Raw genomic sequence first — 16411 nt, forward strand, 5'->3', positions numbered from 1 at the left:
CAAGTCGAACCGGCGGCCGGGACGCAATCAGGTGATCGCGGCCCGCCTCGTGGCTAAGCTGGGAGGACGCGCCCACCCCACCCGTCAGGAAGCGAATCCATGTCCCGCATTTCCCGCCGCATCGGTTCCATCGCAGAATCCGCAACCCTCGCCGTCGACGCCAAGGCCAAGGCCCTCAAGGCGGCAGGCCGTCCCGTGATCGGCTTCGGCGCCGGCGAGCCGGACTTCCCGACGCCCGACTACGTGGTGGAGGCCGCCGTCGCCGCGGCCCGTGAACCGCGCTTCCACCGCTATTCCCCCGCGGCCGGCCTGCCCGAGCTCAAGGCCGCGATCGCCGAGAAGACGCTGCGCGATTCCGGCTACTCGATCGAGGCATCCCAGGTCCTCGTGACCAACGGCGGCAAGCAGGCCGTCTACAACGCGTTCGCGACGCTCCTGGATCCGGGCGACGAGGTCATCGTCCCCACGCCGTTCTGGACCACCTACCCGGAGGCCATCCGCCTCGCGGGCGGCGTGCCCGTCGAGGTCTTCGCCGGTCCGGAGCAGGGCTACCTCGTCACGGTCGAGCAGCTCGAGGCGGCCGTGACGGACCGCACCAAGGTGCTGCTGTTCGTCTCCCCGTCCAACCCCACCGGCGCCGTCTACACCCCGGAGCAGGTCGCCGAGATCGGACGCTGGGCCGCGGAGAAGGGCCTCTGGGTCGTCACCGACGAGATCTACGAGCACCTGACGTACGACGGCGCCGAGTTCACCTCGATCGCCACGGCCGCTCCCGAGCTCGGGGACCGCGTCGTGATCCTCAACGGTGTCGCCAAGACCTACGCCATGACCGGCTGGCGTGTGGGATGGATGGCCGGCCCGGCCGACGTCGTCAAGGCCGCCACGAACCTCCAGTCCCACGCGACCTCCAACGTCTCCAACGTGTCCCAGATGGCGGCCCTCGCCGCCGTCTCCGGTCCGCTCGACGCCGTGGCCGAGATGCGCGTCGCCTTCGACCGCCGCCGCCAGGCCATGGTCGCGGCCCTCAACGCGATCGACGGCGTCGAGTGCCCCGTCCCGCAAGGCGCCTTCTACGCCTACGCCGACGTGCGCGGCCTCCTGGGCCGTGAGATCGACGGCGTTCGTCCGGCCACCTCGGCGGAGCTCGCGGCCCTGATCCTGGACAAGGCCGAGGTCGCGATCGTTCCGGGCGAGGCGTTCGGCCCCTCCGGCTACGTCCGGCTCTCCTACGCGCTCGGCGACGCCGACCTCGCCGAGGGCGTCGGCCGGATCCAGGACCTCCTCGGCCGCGCCAAGTAGGCCCGGCGCCGTAGACCGGACGCCATAGCCCGGGCAGCGGCCGCCCGGGTCAACCGGCGAACCACGCGTCGACCTCCTCGACGGCCCGCTGCGGTTTCCGGAGCACCCACCGCGCCGGGATCCTGAGCAGGTGCCTCCGGGCGCGGCTCGCCGCGTTGCCCCGCCGGCGGTTGCGCGCCGGGGTCGACGCGGTCGAGGATCCGCCGGGCCGAGGACGAGCCGGGACCGAGGACCCGCTGACGCGCGTCGTCCATCGTGAAGAGGCCGCGGTTCACGGCCGACTCGACCGTCACGAGGGCCTCCAGTTCCGGCAGGCACCGCATGACCTGGCCGAGGACCTGCCCCACGGGGAGCACGTCGTCGAGGCGGGCGAGAAGATGCAGGACGACGGGCGGTGCCTCCGGCCACGGCCGCCGCGGCCTCGCCATCCGGGTCGCCACGTGCACGGATGCCCCCGGCCGCCAGATGGACAGCCCCATCGCCTCGGCAGCCGTGACGCAGGCGGGCGCTCCGCGCATCTCCCGAGCCACCACGCTGGCCCACGGCATGCCGGGGACGTAGAGGAGCCCGGACGGCGTCCGTTCGACGGCGGGTCCCAGAGGGGGCTCCTCCAGTGCACGCCATCCCACGCCGGCCGCCCGCAGCTCCCGGGCGCTGGCCGGCCTGCCCCACTCCTCCAGGACCGATTCGACGGATGGCCCCCCTCGTCGCGCCATGCCCCCACCCTGCCACCGGCTCCCTGCCCCGGGCGCGGCCAGCGGCCCCCTGTGGAGAACCGGAGCCTGGTTCCCGGTGCAGGGACCGCGGTGGAGGCCAAGTGCAGGGCGGCAGACCACGCGCGGGGCGCGCCTACAGGATCCGCCGGTCCACGGCCCAGCGGGTCAGCTCGTGACGGTTGGAGAGCTGGAGCTTGCGCAAGACGGAGGACACATGGGTCTCGACGGTCTTGACGGAGATGAACAGGTCCTTGGCCACTTCCTTGTAGCTGTAGCCGCGCGCGATGAGCCGCATGACCTCGAGTTCCCGCGCCGAGAGCAGATCCAGCTCGTCGTCGGCGCTCACCGCGGCGCTCGTGCCGAAGGCGTCCAGGACGAACCCGGCCAGCCGCGGCGAGAAGACGGCGTCTCCCCCGGCGATGCGCTCCACGGCGTCCGAGATCTCGCGTCCTGACGCCGACTTGGTGATGTAGCCGCGCGCGCCGGCGCGGATCACGGTCACGACGTCCTCCGCGGCATCGGAGACGCTCAAGGCCAGGAACCGCACGTCCCCCAGCATCCCGGCACACGCGGCCAGGACCTCCGCTCCCCCGCCCCCGCGCCCACCGGGCAGGTGCACGTCGAGGAGGACGACGGCGGGGCGCAGCTCGGTCACGGCGCGCACGGCCCCTTCGACCGTTCCGGCCTCGCCGACGACCTGGATGCGCTCGTCGAGGTCCGCCTTGAGCCCTGAGCGGAAGATGGCGTGGTCGTCGATGACGACCACCGGGATCGGGGTGCTGCTCATGGGGTGCCTGCCTTGTCTTCGGTTCCGTCGGGTTCGTGGGGCATGGACAGCCGGACCTCGGTGCCGTCCGGGGAGCTGCGGATCGCGGCGCTGCCGCCGTTGCGCTGCATCCGCCCGATGATCGATTCGCGGACGCCGAGCCGGTCCTCCCCGACGGCGTCGACGTCGAAGCCCCGCCCGCGGTCCCGGACGAACACGTCGACCCCGTCCGCGCGCGCCTCGACGTAGACGGACACGGTCCCCCCGGCGTGCTTGGCGGCGTTGAGCATGGCCTCGCGCGTCGCCTGCAGGAGCGCGTCGTGCCCCAGCAGCCCGGAGAGCCGGCCCACCACGACGACCTCGATCACGGCGTCGTGCGATTCCTCGAGCCGGGCCGCCTCGCCCCGCACGGCCTCGCCGATGTCGCCTTCGGCCGACGGCGCGTCCTGGTAGAGCCATTGGCGCAGCTCGCGTTCCTGGGCGCGGGCGAGCCGCAGGACCTGGGCCTCGTCCCCCGCGCGCTTCTGGATCAGGGCCAGGGTCTGCAGCACGGAATCGTGCAGGTGCGCGGCGATCTCGGCCCGCTCGGACGCGCGGATGCGGGAGGCACGCTCCGCGGCGTAGTCACGCCAGAACCCCAGGCCCCACGGCAGCAGGACCAGGACGACGCCGGCCAGGACGACGAGCGAGACGAGCGCCCCGGTCCACAGCGATTCGACGCTGACCGCGCCGGAGACGAGGAAGACGAGGCCGACGACGACGAGGCCGAGACCTCCCACGAGTCGCGCGACGCCGGCGGCCCCCTGGGCGCCCATGCTGCGCTTGAGCCCGTCGCGCCGCACCGTGTCGAGCTGCAGCCAGGCGATGATGGCCCCGGCGACGACGATGACGAGCGGCCAGAGCAGGTTCCAGGCGATCGCGAGCCCCTGCATCTGCGCCACGAGCAGGGCGCCGACGCCCAGGAGCGCGACGCCGAGCAGGACTTCCCGCGCGGCGGTCCGGCCGAAGGGTCCGGACGCGGCGCCCTGGGCACCCAGGCGTTCGGCGAGGCTCGTGCGCCTCCCGGCGCCGTCCCGCTCGGCGTCCTCGGCATTGGGCAGCAGGATCCACAGCCACGCGTAGAGCAGGAGCCCGGGCCCGAACACGGCGGCGACGGCCATGGCGATCCGGACCGGGCGCACCTCGAGGCCCAGGTGCCGCGCGATCCCCGCGCACACCCCGGCCACCAGGCGGGTCCCGCCACGGACCAGCGGCGGGCGGTCGATCGTCTCGGTCATGCCTCCATCCAAGCACGCCGGGCACGGGTTCAGGGGCCGGCTCAGGGGAGAACCCGTGGGGGCCCGGGGCACGTTCAGGGTCGGTTCAGGGTGGCCCCTCATGGCGGCGCGGGCGGCGGCTGGGAAGGATGGTGGGTATGGAAAACGCACCTGTTGAGAGTTCCTCCTTCCGCTGGGTCCGGGGGCTGGGCGTGAAGCGCAGCGAGGACCGCTGGCTTGGCGGCGTCGCGGCCGGCATCGGCCGCCGCTTCGGCATCGACCCCGTCCTGTCCCGCGGCATCGTGGTGGTGCTGGCGCTCTTCACGGGCATCGGCGTCCTCGCCTACGGCCTGGCCTGGGCGCTGCTGCCCGGTCCCGACGGCCGGATCCACGCCCAGGAAGCCGGCCGGGGTCGCTGGAGCGGGGGCATGACCGGCGCGCTCGTCGTCTCGGTCCTGGGCCTGTTCGGCTTCTCCGGCCCGTTCGAGCCCTGGGCCGCGTCCGGCTGGTACAGCTGGTGGGGCGGGGCCTTCTGGACCGCCGTCGTCGCCGCGCTGGTGATCTGGGCGATCGCGTCCTCGCGCTCCCGGAACGCCGGCAGTGCGGGGTACGACGCCGGGGCCCCCTTCCCCGCGCACGGCACCCCTCCCGACCCCGGGCGGGGCGACGCCCCGGGAGACGGTTCCGGCTCCCCCGGGGGCGACGCTTCCGGCAGCTACGCCTCCGACGCCTCCGGCGAGCGCCCCGGAGCGGAGCCCCATCCGTCTCCCGCCGGGGGCGCCACCGCCGGGTCCGACGACGCCCGCGGCCAGGCCACGGCGTCGTACCCCTTCGCCGACGGCGGGCACACCACCCCGATCACCACCCCCTTGAACGAAAGCGAGGCCGACATGGACCGGCCCCACGGATTCGCCTCCACTCCCGCCGGCGACGGCCCCACGGGCCGGGTCGACGGCGGCTCCTACTCCCCGACGCTGCCCCTCGGCGCGACGGCCTACGACGTCCCGCCCCCGCCGCCCGCGCCGGCCCCCCCGACGGGTCCGACGACTCCGGCGCTGTCCGGATCGACGACGGCGATCGTGCTGGGCCTGGCCGTCCTGGCCGCGGGCGGCACGGTGCTGGCCGAGCTGCTGGACCTGATCGACCTCGGCGGCAAGACGGCCGCGGTGGCCATGGCGGTAGCGCTCGTCATCCTCGGCGCCGGGCTCGTCGGCGCGGCGCTGCGGCGCCACACGGGGGGCGGGCTGACCGGCTGGGCCGTCGTCGCGCTCGTCCCGGCGCTCCTGATCGGGGGCATGACCGCCAACTCGGTGGTCCACCAGCGCGGCGTGTTCGGCGTGAACCTGCCCGTGGAGATCGAGGAGAACGGCAGCTACACCTACGTCTTCGCCAACAGCGACCTCGACCTCACGCACTACGGCCGGGAGCTCGAGCGCGACACGACCCTCGAAGTGGCCACGGTGTTCAGCAACGCCTCGATCACCGTTCCCGACAACATCCCCGTGGTCATCAAGGCGTCGAGCGCGTTCTACAACCTCGAGGTCCACCGTGCATCCGGCACCGTCCGCTACTCCGGGATCGGCAGCCAGGACAACATCCAGGTCAACCCAGAGGCCGAGGGCCCCACCTTGACCATCATCCTCAACGGCGCCTTCAACAGCGTCGAGGTCGACACCCAGGAGGTCACGCGATGAACGACTACACCAGCCCCGAGGACACCCAGCGGCAGGATCCGGGGCAGGAGGAGGTCCGGCTTCCGGTCGGGACGCTCGTGTTCGGGCTCGTCGTCGTCGCGATCGGCCTGCTGATGCTCGTCTCCCTGCTCTACAGCTTCACGCTGGACCCGGCCATCACGATCGTCTCGCTCGTCGTCGGCGCCGGGCTGCTGCTCGTCATCGGCGGCATCGCGAGCGGCCGGCGTCGACAGCGCGGCTGAGCCCCGCCCGAGCGGGGCGGCCGGCCCGCACCCCGCGGCCGGCCGCCCCGCACCCTTTTCCCCGACACCACCGACATGAAAGGCTGTCACCCATGGACTCCTTCTTCTCCACCCTCCGCTCCATCCCCTTCCGCCGCGGACCGCAGCGGATCCTCGGCGGAATCGCCGGGGGCATCGCCGCCAAGACCGGATGGGACGTGACGCTGGTCCGGATCGCGATCCTGTTGAGCTTCCTGCTCCCCTTCGTCGGGATCGCCACCTACCTCGTGGCCTGGCTGCTCCTGCCCTACCAGGACGGTTCCATCCCGCTCGAGAAGTTCATCGGCCAGCGCCCGTAGCACCCCGGCCACCCCTCACGCCGACCGCCCCGCGGGCCGCGCCACCGAAGCGCGGCCCGCGTGGCGTGGTCATGTGGTGGCCGTTACATCACACTGCTTGCTAGCATCGGGGCAGGGCCCAGCGTCGTGCTCACCACTTGGACCCCTGACGGGGCGAGCACCAGACGAAAGCTGAACACACCACATGCGCATCGGTATCCTCACCAGCGGCGGCGACTGCCCCGGCCTGAACGCGGTCATCCGCGGGGCCGTCCTGAACGGCATCAAGAGCTACGACCATGAGTTCGTCGGGTTCCTCGACGGCTGGCGCGGCGTCGTCGACGGCGACATCGTGGAGCTTCCCCGTCAGCGCGTCCGCGGCATCTCCAAGCAGGGCGGAACCATCATCGGCACGTCGCGCACCAACCCCTTCGAGGGCGAGAACGGCGGCCCGGACAACATCCGCGCGACCCTCGACCGCCTCGGCGTCGACGCCGTGATCGCGATCGGCGGCGAGGGCACCCTCGCGGCCGCGAAGCGTCTCACGGACGCCGGGCTTCCGATCATCGGCGTCCCGAAGACCATCGACAACGACCTCGACGCCACGGACTACACGTTCGGCTTCGACACCGCCGTCTCGATCGCGACCGAGGCGATCGACCGGTTGCGCACGACGGGCGAGTCCCACCACCGGTGCATGGTGGCCGAGGTCATGGGCCGCCACGTCGGCTGGATCGCGCTGCACTGCGGCATGGCCGCCGGCGCCCACGCGATCCTCATTCCGGAGCAGTCGGTGACCATGGAGCAGGTCAACGCGTGGGTCCTCGAGGCCCACGAGCGCGGCCGCGCACCGCTCGTCGTCGTCGCCGAGGGCTGGGTCCCGGAGGGCGCTGACGAGGCCTACTCGGACCGAGGCCTGGACGCCTTCGGCCGGCCGCGCCTGGGCGGGATCGGCGACCAGCTGGCGGAGCGGATCGAGTACGGCACGGGCATCGAGACCCGCGCGACGGTGCTGGGCCACATCCAGCGCGGAGGCGTCCCGACGGCCTACGACCGCGTCCTGGCCACCCGCCTCGGCATGGCCGCCGCCGACGCCGTCCAGGACAAGGCCTGGGGCAACATGGTGGCCCTGCGCGGCACCCACATCAACCGCGTCCCCTTCCAGGCCGCCCTGAACAACCTCAAGCGCGTCCCCCAGCACCGCTACGACGAGGCCGCGATCCTCTTCGGCTGAGCACCGCCGCGCGGAACGGCCGGGGCTAGGCTGGCGAGCATGGAACTGGAATCGGGAACCCGCGCGATCATCGCCCTGGCGTGGGCGCGCCGGCTGGGGCTGGCGGATTCGGCCCTGCAGGACGCGGCGCTCGGGGCAGCCGCGGAGCGGCTCACGGTGGAGTCGGACGACGGAACGGTGCGCTTCCTGCGGCTCCTGCGCGGCTCGGTGCTGTGCGCGCCGGCCTGGTTCCTGGAGGCGTCCGGGGCGTACGACGACGATGCCCTCGCCCAGGAGTCGGGGCTCGTGCAGCTCGTCCGCGCCCACGGCGGCAGCGACGGGACCCGCGGCATCGGCGAGGAGGCCCTGTACTACGTCGACGAGCCGCTCGACGTCGCCGAATCGGACACGACCGTGGTCTCCTTCGATCCCGCCCATGCCCACGAGCTCGAGGCCGCGTGCCCGCGGGACGATGTGTCCGGGATCGACCTCGCCCGGCGCGCCAGCACCTTCACCCTCCTGGCCGAGGAGGGCCACGCCCCGCTCGCGGGGGCCGGCTTCGACGTCTGGGAGGGCCTCATCGCGGACGTAGGGGTACTGACCGTGCCGCCGCTGCGCCGCCACGGCCTGGCCAGCTACATCGCGGCGGTGGCCGTGGACGAGGCGCTCTCCGAGGGCTACATCCCGCAGTGGCGGGCCGCCGTGAGCCACCGCGCCGCGCACCTGACCGCGGACGGATTGGGGTTCGTCCTCACGGGGTCGCTGACGCAAGCCAGGATCTGACCCGGAGCCGGGCCACCGGGACACGGGCCACCCGGGTCCCGCCCCGGCGTCGTCCGGCGGTTCCCGGCGTTGCTACCGCGGGCCGCGGAGGAAGCCCTGCTGGCGCCCGACGACCTGCCCGGCATCCGGGGCGACGACGATCTGCTGCGTCGCCGGATAGGAGTCGTCGCCGGAGCGGACGGTGAGTTCGGCGTCGGGGTCCGTGGACCTCTTGAGGACCGCGAGCGCGATCGGACCCGCCTCGTGGTGCAGCGCGGCGGACGTCAGGCGGCCGACGACCTTGCCGCCGAGGACCACCTCGCTGCCGGGCTCGGGCAGCGTGTGGAGGCTGCCGTCGAGGTCGAGGAAGACGAGGCGGCGCGGCGGGTGGCCCAGGTTGTGCACGCGCGCGACCGTTTCCTGGCCCTTGTAGCAGCCCTTGCTCAGATGCACGGCGGTGCGCAGCAGATCCAGTTCGTGCGGGATGGTCTTCTCGTCCGTGTCCACGCCCATGCGGGGCCGCCACGCGGCGATGCGCAGCGCCTCGACGGCCAGCGTCCCGGCGAGCGGCAGCCCCTGAACGGCGTCCTCGAGGCCGGCGGCGGGGACGAGGTACTCGAGCCACGTGCGCCCGGCCGCGGGATGCCCGCCGGTGGAATAGGCGTAGCCGCCGTCGCTGACGCCGGGCCACGGATCCCGCCAGACGGTGTTCCCGGCGAGGCCGGGCAGCTCGCGCGCTGAGCCGACGACGGCCCATTCCGCGCTCGCGTCGGCGACCTCGACGCGGAGCATGAACCGCATCGAGTCGAGCCAGGCGGCGAGCGGTGCCGCCTCGTCGCGCTCGACGACGAGCCACGTCGTCGCGCCGTCGTCGACGACGCGGCAGTCGTGCTCGATCCGGCCCTGCAGGTTCAGGAAGAGGGCCTCGGTGGACGCTCCCGGACTCAGCGAGGTGGTGGCCTGCGAGGAGAGCGTGTTGAGCCAGCCCAGGCGATCGGGCCCGGCGACCGTGACGACGCCGCGGTGGGACAGGTCCGCCACGGCCTCCCCGGCTTCGAGGCGGCGCTGTTCGGGAAGGGGCTCGCCGTAGTGCGCGGCGACGCCCGCGTCGGGCCCCGAGCCCTCGACGGCGCCGGGGCGGGACAGCAGCGGGGAGCGGCGGGACATCAGGAGCCCTTCTTGAGCGCCGCGGAGGCGTGGGCCTTGAGCCCGGACCCGTCGACGGCCACGTCCCAGCGCCAGAAGAGGTCGCCGTTGACGAGTCCGTAGATGCGGGTCGCGGAGGCGTAGTCCTTGGCGTTGGTCCCGCGCATCACGAGGTCGGTGGCGAGCTGGATCTTGGGGCCGGCGATCACGCCGTAGTAGAGCTCGCTCACCCCGCCCGGGTGCACCACGTTGACCTGCAGGTTGAACCCGCCCTCGGGATTGCGCAGCTTCTCGACGTCCTCGGCGTTGCGGAGGGCGGGGACGATCTCGGCCGGGACCATGCCGGGCCCGCCGTCGGAATCGACCTGCTGCCGGTCCAGCGACCAGAACCCCGTCTCGACGGTGAGCGGGCGGAGGCGCGCCCCGGATTCGTCGGTCAGCCAGCTCTCGGCCCGGTACTCGAGGTAGGGCAGGCCACGCTGGGTGAACTCGACGCGCTGGGCGAAGAAGGCGTCGTCGCCCTCACCCTCGCCTAGCCGACCGGTGCCTTCCCAGACGCCGAGCAGCCAGGACAGCGGAACGAGCTCGGGCGTGAGGTCCGTGGGGATGTCGATCGCCATGGATGCGGTCCCTGGGGCTACTTCTGGCCCTTGAACAGGCGGGATACCACGAGCCCGGCGAAGGCGGCCATGCCGATGCCCGCGACGACGAGGAGGCCGATGAAGAAGATTTCCAGAGCCAGGTAGTTATCATGCATGGCTCCATACTAGCCCGGGCTCCGTGCGGGCCCCGACCCGTGTGACGCGTCGCATGGGGACCGCCCGGCACCCCGCGCGTCAGCGCAGGACGAGCCGTTCGACGAAGTACAGGGGCGCGCCGGAGGCGAGGACGGGCAGGAGACCGGTCGCGATGGCGCCGGTCGTCGTGGACGGGCCGCCTTCCGAGACGACGAGTGCGCGGGCGCCGGCCACGACGACGCCCGCGACCGCGCCGACGACGACGGCGGGCCACAACCCGACGTCGGCCACGAGGATGCTCGCAGTGCCGGCGACGAGCGCCGCGACCACGAGGGCCAGGGGGCCCGTGATGCGGTCCGGCCAGCGGATCGACGAGACCAGGACGGCGGCGGCCAGGCCCAGCCCGGACAGCAGCATGAGTGAGGAGTTGGAGGCGTTCGGGGCCAAGCGGTCCGCCGCGACCCAGCCGGAGCCGAGGACCGCGACGAGGACGCCGGCCATCCCGCCGAGCGTGGACTCGAGGCGCTTGCGCTCGCCCGTGCCGCGCAACAACTGCACCATGAAGATGCCGAGCGTGCCGACGGCCGCACAGGAGGCCATCCAGAACATCGGCTGCGGCATCGGGGTCGAGGCGGCGAGCGTGGCGGCCGCGAGGCCGGACACGCCGATGACCCCGGACAGGGCCCAGGGCGCGGGCAGGTCCAGCAGGCGCGGCCAGCCGGCCGCGAAGACGAGCACGCCCACGGCCGCGACGAGCCAGACGGCCGGTCCGGAGACGGACGGCGTCCCGGCGTAGCTCGCGGCCACGAGCAGGGCGGTGGCAAGCAGGGCGGTCCCGGCGGTGGTCTTGGTCCTCACGCCTCCATCCTGCCCTATCGCCTCCCGGCCCGCTCCCCTGCCGGCCCCCGCCGCCCCTGACCGTCCCGGGCCGCGTCCCGGTGATGTCCCCCGGGATGTCCCCTGGATGTCACCGCGGTGTCCCGGCCGTAGCCCCGCGATGGCGCGCCGGTGGCGGGGATGTGTCCGTCCCGTGACGCGGCGGAACCTCCCGGAGGACGGTCCCGATCTATACTGGAGCAACCCCGGACCCAACGGCGAGCTTCGGTTCAAGAGGCCGTGAGGAGGCGCGGAATGGCCAGCATCATGCTCCTGACCAACGCAGCAGGACCGTCGATCGACGTGCTCCCGGCGTTGGAGCTGCTTTCCCACGAGGTGAGGATCTTCCCGGCGTCCGCGACGGCGCTCCTGGACGCCGAGCGCGCCGACGTCGTCATGGTCGACGCCCGCAAGGACCTCTCCGGCTCCCGTTCCCTGTGCCAGCTGCTGCGCACGACCGGCCTCTCGGCCCCCGTCATCCTGATCCTCACCGAGGGCGGCATGGCCGCGGTCTCCTCGCTCTGGCAGGCAGACGACGTGGTCCTGGACACCGCGGGCCCCGCCGAGGTCGAGGCGCGGCTGCGCCTGGCCACCGTCAAGCCGTCCGATTCCGGCGGCGACCCGTCGGAGATCCGCGCGGCCGGCGTCGTCATCGACGAGGCGAGCTACACCGCCAAGGTCCACGGCGAGCCCCTGAACCTGACCTACAAGGAGTTCGAGCTCCTGAAGTACCTCGCGCAGCATCCGGGCCGCGTCTTCACGCGCGACCAGCTCCTGCACGAGGTCTGGGGCTACGACTACTACGGCGGCACGCGCACCGTCGACGTCCACGTCCGGCGCCTGCGCGCCAAGCTCGGCGCGGACCACGAGCAACTCATCGGCACGGTCCGCAACGTCGGGTACCGCTTCGCGAACGCCCGCTCCGGCGCCGAGGAGGGCGCGGTCGTCGACGCGGGCTGAGCCCCGGCCCGCACTCCCCTTCGCCCGGCGCCCGGCGCTATGTTGGTTCCATGAGCGCCACGGAAAGCACCGACTGGACCATCACGACCCTGGCGGGCACGCCCGACGCCGATCTGCTGGGCCCGCTGCGGGCCCTCGCGGCCGCCGCCGAGGACTCCGACGGCAACCCCCCTTTGAGCGAGCAGACGCTCGTGGAGCTGGGGACCAATGACGACGCCGATGCCCTCTTGGGTGCCTACGCCTACCTCTCCGACGGCGAGGGGCGGGACTCGGCCGAGCTCGTCGGGCTCGCCGTCGCCGTCCACGCGCGCCCGGGCGCGTCCCACGGGACGCTCGAGCTCGTCGTGCATCCCGACTACCGCAACGACGGGATCGGCACGGGCCTCGTCGAGACGCTCGCGGCCCGCGTGGACCTCGGCGGCTACCAGGCCTGGTCCCACGGAAACCACGCCGGAGCGGCCCGGCTCGCCGAACGCCACGGCTTCGCCTCCGTCCGCGAGCTGTGGCGGATGCGGCTCGTGCACCACGAGGTCGTCGACGAGCCCCGTCTGCCCGACGGCGTCACGCTGCGCGCGTTCGTTCCCGGGCAGGACGAGGAGGCGTGGCTCGCGGCCAATGCCGCCGCCTTCGCCGACCACGCCGAGCAGGGCTCGCTGACGCGGCGCGACCTGCTGGCCCGCATGGACGAGGACTGGTTCGACCCGGCCGGCTTCCTGCTGGCGGTCGACGCCGGGGACCGGATCCTGGGATTCCACTGGACCAAGGTCCATCCCGCCGTGGCGAGCCGGACCACGGGCGAGCACTCCGCGATCGGCGAGGTGTACGTCGTCGGAGTCGTGCCGCAGGCCCAGGGCACCGGCCTGGGCAAGGCGCTGACCCTGGCCGGGATCCGGCACCTTCAGGAGCAGGGCCTCCAGGCCGTCATGCTCTACGTGGACGCGGACAACACGGCCGCGGTCGGCCTCTACCGGAAGCTCGGCTTCACGCGCTGGGACGTCGACGTCATGTATGCGCGGGCCGCCGTGGAGGCAGCCGGACCGGCGGCCTCCGGCGGGTAAAGTGAAACCCAACGCGACGCCGCGGGCCGCGCAGGCGCGGGCCCGCGGCGCCCACCCCCTTTTCCACTGCAAGCGATAAGGACCTGGCGATGAACACGCAGCCGGCAGCAGCACCTTCCTTTGGCGACAGCGACATGCCGTCGGCGCGCGCGACCCAGGACCGGATCGAGCTCCCCGAGTTCGAGCCGGCGCCCGGACCGGACGGCGACTTCACGCTGGAGCGCTTCCTCGACCGCGAGATCAGCTGGCTCGACTTCAACGCCCGTGTGCTCGAACTCGCCGAGGACGAAGACCTGTACCTGCTGGAGCGGGTGAACTTCCTGTCGATCTTCGCCTCCAACCTCGACGAGTTCTTCATGGTCCGCGTCGCCGGCCTGAAGCGCCGCATCGCGACGGGCCTCGCCGTCCCGTCGGCGGCCGGCGTGAGCCCGATCGACCAGCTCGAGAACATCCTCGCGAGCGCCCACCGCCTGCAGCAGCGCCACGCCCACGTCTTCGCCGAGCAGATCCGCCCGGCCCTCGCCGCCGAGCAGATCCTCATCACGCGCTGGGACGAGCTCGACGACGCCGCCAAGGCCGAGCTGCACCGCTGGTTCGTGGACCAGGTCTTCCCGATCCTCACGCCCCTCGCCGTGGACCCCGCCCACCCGTTCCCCTACATCTCCGGCCTGTCGCTGAACCTCGCCGTGATCGTGCGGAACCCCGTGAGCGGCAAGGAGCTCTTCGCCCGCCTGAAGGTGCCGGACGTTCTGCCCCGCCTGATCTCCGTGGACGGCCCCCGCGCCGGCAACACGGCCGGCCGGGTCGCCCGCTTCATCGCGCTCGAGGACGTCATCGCCGAGCACCTGGACCAGCTCTTCCCCGGCATGGAGGTCGCGGAGCACCACAGCTTCCGCGTGACCCGCAACGAGGACCTGGAGGTCGAGGAGGACGACGCCGAGAACCTCCTGCAGGCCCTCGAGAAGGAACTGCTGCGGCGCCGCTTCGGCCCGCCCGTCCGCCTCGAGGTCGCGAGCGACATCAACCCGGCCGTGCGCGCCCTGCTCGTGCGCGAGCTCGGGATCGAGGAGGACGAGGTCTTCGAGCTCCCCGCCCCGCTGGACCTGCGCGGCCTCGGAGCGATCTCGGGAATCGACCGCTCCGACCTGCACTACCCGAAGCAGCTGGCCCACACGAGCCGCTTCCTCAACGAGTCGGAGACCTCCAAGGCGGCCAACGTGTTCGCCGCGATGCGCCGCCGCGACATCCTCCTGCACCACCCCTACGATTCCTTCTCCACCTCCGTTCAGGCGTTCCTCGAGCAGGCCGCGAACGATCCCAAGGTCCAGGCCATCAAGCAGACGCTGTACCGTACCTCCGGGGACTCCCCGATCGTGGACGCGCTCATCGACGCCGCCGAGGCGGGCAAGCAGGTCCTGGCGCTCGTGGAGATCAAGGCCCGCTTCGACGAGCAGGCCAATATCTCCTGGGCCCGCAAGCTCGAGCAGGCCGGCGTCCACGTCGTCTACGGCATCGTGGGGCTCAAGACCCACAGCAAGCTCTCCCTCGTCATCCGCCGCGAGGGCGACAAGCTGCGCCGCTACTGCCACATCGGCACGGGCAACTACCACCCCCGCACGGCCCGCTACTACGAGGACCTGGGCCTGCTGACCACCGACGACCAGGTCGGCGAGGACCTCTCCCGCCTCTTCAACCAGCTCTCCGGCTACGCGCCGAAGTCCACCTTCAAGCGCCTCCTCGTGGCTCCGCGCTCGCTGCGCTCGGGCCTGATCGACCGGATCGAGCAGGAGATCGCCAACCGCCGGGCCGGGCTGGCCGGCCGCGTGGTCATCAAGGTCAACTCGATGGTCGACGAGGCCGTCATCGACGCCCTGTACCGCGCCTCGCAGGCCGGAGTGCAGGTCGACGTGATCGTGCGTGGCATCTGCGCCCTCCGCCCCGGCGTGCCCGGCCTGAGCGAGAACATCCGCGTCCGCTCGATCCTGGGCCGCTTCCTCGAACACTCCCGCGTCTTCGCGTTCGCCAACGCCGGGGACCCCGTCGTCTTCATCGGCTCCGCCGACATGATGCACCGCAACCTCGACCGCCGCGTCGAGGCCCTCGTGCGGCTCTCCAACCGGGAGGACATCCAGGACCTCGTCTCCCTGCTCGACCGCTACATGGACGATTCCACCGCGAGCTGGCATCTTGACCACGACGGCGTGTGGACGCGGCACAACCGCGGGCCGGACGGCGGGCAGCTTTCCGACGTGCAGAGCTGGCTGCTGGATTCGCGGCAGCGTCAGCGTGGGTCGGTCCGCCGCTGATGACGCTCGTCCACCGTTCCGCCGACGCGCCGGTCGCGGTCGGCGGCGAGATCGCCGTCGTCGCCGCGGGCGTGCTGCCGTGGCGGATCCGCGGCGGCGCCCTCGAGGTCCTGCTCATCCACCGCGAGCGCTACGACGACTGGTCCTGGCCCAAGGGCAAGCTCGACGACGGCGAGACCGTCCCCGAGTGCGCGGTCCGGGAGGTCTACGAGGAGATCGGCCTGCCGATCGTGCTCGGCATCCCGCTGCCCGCCATCCGCTACCCGGTCGCGTCCGGCGACAAGGTCGTCTACTACTGGGCGGCGGCCGCGGACGGGCACGTCCCCGTCCCGGACGGCAAGGAGGTCGACGCGGCGCGTTGGGTCGGACCCCGGCAGGCCCGCGAGATGCTCACGAATCCGAGCGACGCCGAACCCCTCGACGCACTGGAGGCCGCGCACCGGGACGGGGCGCTTGCAACGGTGCCGTTCGTCGTCGTCCGCCATGCCAAGGCCAAGCCCCGCTCCAGCTGGACCCAGGCGGAGGGCAAGCGCCCCCTCGCGGCGACGGGCCGGAGGCAGGCCGGCGCCGTGGCCAACCTGCTCGAGGCCTGGCGGCCCCGGAAGGTCGCGAGCAGCCCGTGGACCCGCTGCCTGCAGACCGTGGCCCCGTACGTGAACCGGCGCAACGGACGGGTCAAGCTCGTCGACGCGATCACCGAGCACGAGAGCAAGCGACGCCCCAAGAAGGCCCGCCGCGCGTTCGAGAAGCTCCTCGACAAGCGCGTGCCGACCGCCGTGTGCACGCACCGTCCCGTGCTGCCGAACGCCCTCGAGGTGCTCGCCTCCCGCGCGGGCAGGAAGCTCGCCGCGCACTTGCCGCAGGAGGACCCGTACCTGCGCCCCGGCGCCGTGATCGTGGCCCACCAGCTTCCCGGGCGCGGCGGACGCATCGTCTCGATCGAGGTCTTCGAGGCGTTCGAGGACTGACCCCTCCCGCGGACGCGTGACGCCGGCTCCCCGCATGGCTAGGCTCGAGGTGGAACGGCCGGCCTCGACGTCGAGCCCGGCCAGCGACGAAAGGG

Annotated in this window: 16 protein-coding genes; 10 read left to right on the forward strand and 6 right to left on the reverse strand. The window is 72.7% G+C overall.

Annotation, left to right across the window (positions count from 1 at the left end):
- Window positions 1-99 precede the first annotated feature (99 nt).
- On the forward strand, window positions 100-1299 hold the full coding sequence (locus AC0QR5_RS08455; RefSeq protein WP_329860637.1) for a pyridoxal phosphate-dependent aminotransferase: 1200 nt from the start codon (window positions 100-102) through the stop codon (window positions 1297-1299).
- Here AC0QR5_RS08455 and AC0QR5_RS08460 read toward each other — a convergent pair.
- The 3 genes from AC0QR5_RS08460 to AC0QR5_RS08470 all read right to left on the reverse strand — a co-directional run bounded on the left by AC0QR5_RS08460 (window position 1227) and on the right by AC0QR5_RS08470 (window position 4058).
- A complete protein-coding gene (locus tag AC0QR5_RS08460; protein WP_329860639.1) occupies window positions 1227-2015 on the reverse strand; it encodes a serine/threonine-protein kinase in 789 nt (262 codons plus the stop codon). The two genes, AC0QR5_RS08455 and AC0QR5_RS08460, sit on opposite strands and share 73 nt — an antisense overlap.
- Before the next feature lie 133 nt (window positions 2016-2148).
- Window positions 2149-2802, reverse strand: coding sequence for a response regulator transcription factor (locus AC0QR5_RS08465; protein ID WP_329860640.1), 654 nt, complete (start codon window positions 2800-2802; stop codon window positions 2149-2151).
- Complete coding sequence (locus AC0QR5_RS08470) at window positions 2799-4058, reverse strand: ATP-binding protein (RefSeq protein WP_329860641.1); 1260 nt, start codon at window positions 4056-4058, stop codon at window positions 2799-2801. The genes AC0QR5_RS08465 and AC0QR5_RS08470 overlap by 4 nt, the downstream gene beginning before the upstream one ends.
- Before the next feature lie 137 nt (window positions 4059-4195).
- On the opposite strand from AC0QR5_RS08470, the gene AC0QR5_RS08475 reads away from it, so the two are divergent.
- The 5 genes from AC0QR5_RS08475 to AC0QR5_RS08495 all read left to right on the forward strand — a co-directional run bounded on the left by AC0QR5_RS08475 (window position 4196) and on the right by AC0QR5_RS08495 (window position 8286).
- The gene (locus AC0QR5_RS08475) at window positions 4196-5731 is read left to right on the forward strand and encodes a PspC domain-containing protein (protein ID WP_329860643.1); all 1536 of its coding nucleotides are present in this window, start codon (window positions 4196-4198) and stop codon (window positions 5729-5731) included.
- Window positions 5728-5973, forward strand: a complete 246-nt coding sequence (locus AC0QR5_RS08480; protein WP_329860644.1) for a hypothetical protein — start codon at window positions 5728-5730, stop codon at window positions 5971-5973. The genes AC0QR5_RS08475 and AC0QR5_RS08480 overlap by 4 nt, the downstream gene beginning before the upstream one ends.
- A 92-nt stretch (window positions 5974-6065) precedes the next feature.
- Window positions 6066-6311, forward strand: a complete 246-nt coding sequence (locus tag AC0QR5_RS08485) for a PspC domain-containing protein (protein ID WP_329860645.1) — start codon at window positions 6066-6068, stop codon at window positions 6309-6311.
- 184 nt (window positions 6312-6495) lie between these two features.
- The gene (locus tag AC0QR5_RS08490) at window positions 6496-7524 is read left to right on the forward strand and encodes a 6-phosphofructokinase (protein WP_329860646.1); all 1029 of its coding nucleotides are present in this window, start codon (window positions 6496-6498) and stop codon (window positions 7522-7524) included.
- 39 nt (window positions 7525-7563) lie between these two features.
- Window positions 7564-8286 carry a GNAT family N-acetyltransferase gene (locus AC0QR5_RS08495; protein ID WP_329860647.1) on the forward strand — a complete coding sequence of 241 codons (723 nt, stop codon included), beginning with the start codon at window positions 7564-7566 and terminating at the stop codon, window positions 8284-8286.
- Between the two features lie 72 nt (window positions 8287-8358).
- On the opposite strand, the gene ygfZ is transcribed toward AC0QR5_RS08495, so the two are convergent.
- The 3 genes from ygfZ to AC0QR5_RS08510 form a co-directional block, all read right to left on the reverse strand.
- Window positions 8359-9432, reverse strand: coding sequence for a CAF17-like 4Fe-4S cluster assembly/insertion protein YgfZ (gene ygfZ / locus AC0QR5_RS08500; RefSeq protein WP_329860649.1), 1074 nt, complete (start codon window positions 9430-9432; stop codon window positions 8359-8361).
- Window positions 9432-10031: a heme-binding beta-barrel domain-containing protein gene (locus tag AC0QR5_RS08505; RefSeq protein WP_329860651.1), complete on the reverse strand. Its 600-nt coding sequence runs from the start codon at window positions 10029-10031 to the stop codon at window positions 9432-9434. The genes ygfZ and AC0QR5_RS08505 overlap by 1 nt, the downstream gene beginning before the upstream one ends.
- A gap of 216 nt (window positions 10032-10247) precedes the next feature.
- A complete protein-coding gene (locus AC0QR5_RS08510; protein ID WP_329860652.1) occupies window positions 10248-11006 on the reverse strand; it encodes a hypothetical protein in 759 nt (252 codons plus the stop codon).
- A 273-nt stretch (window positions 11007-11279) separates the two neighbouring features.
- On the opposite strand from AC0QR5_RS08510, the gene AC0QR5_RS08515 reads away from it, so the two are divergent.
- The 4 genes from AC0QR5_RS08515 to AC0QR5_RS08530 all read left to right on the forward strand — a co-directional run bounded on the left by AC0QR5_RS08515 (window position 11280) and on the right by AC0QR5_RS08530 (window position 16316).
- A complete protein-coding gene (locus AC0QR5_RS08515; protein ID WP_329860653.1) occupies window positions 11280-11984 on the forward strand; it encodes a winged helix-turn-helix transcriptional regulator in 705 nt (234 codons plus the stop codon).
- Window positions 11985-12034: 50 nt separating this feature from the next.
- A complete protein-coding gene (gene mshD / locus AC0QR5_RS08520; protein ID WP_329860654.1) occupies window positions 12035-13042 on the forward strand; it encodes a mycothiol synthase in 1008 nt (335 codons plus the stop codon).
- An 89-nt stretch (window positions 13043-13131) separates the two neighbouring features.
- Window positions 13132-15348: an RNA degradosome polyphosphate kinase gene (locus AC0QR5_RS08525; RefSeq protein ID WP_329860655.1), complete on the forward strand. Its 2217-nt coding sequence runs from the start codon at window positions 13132-13134 to the stop codon at window positions 15346-15348.
- A complete protein-coding gene (locus AC0QR5_RS08530) occupies window positions 15348-16316 on the forward strand; it encodes an NUDIX hydrolase (RefSeq protein ID WP_329860657.1) in 969 nt (322 codons plus the stop codon). The genes AC0QR5_RS08525 and AC0QR5_RS08530 overlap by 1 nt, the downstream gene beginning before the upstream one ends.
- Window positions 16317-16411 lie beyond the last annotated feature (95 nt).

Source organism: Arthrobacter sp. J156 (assembly GCF_056172865.1).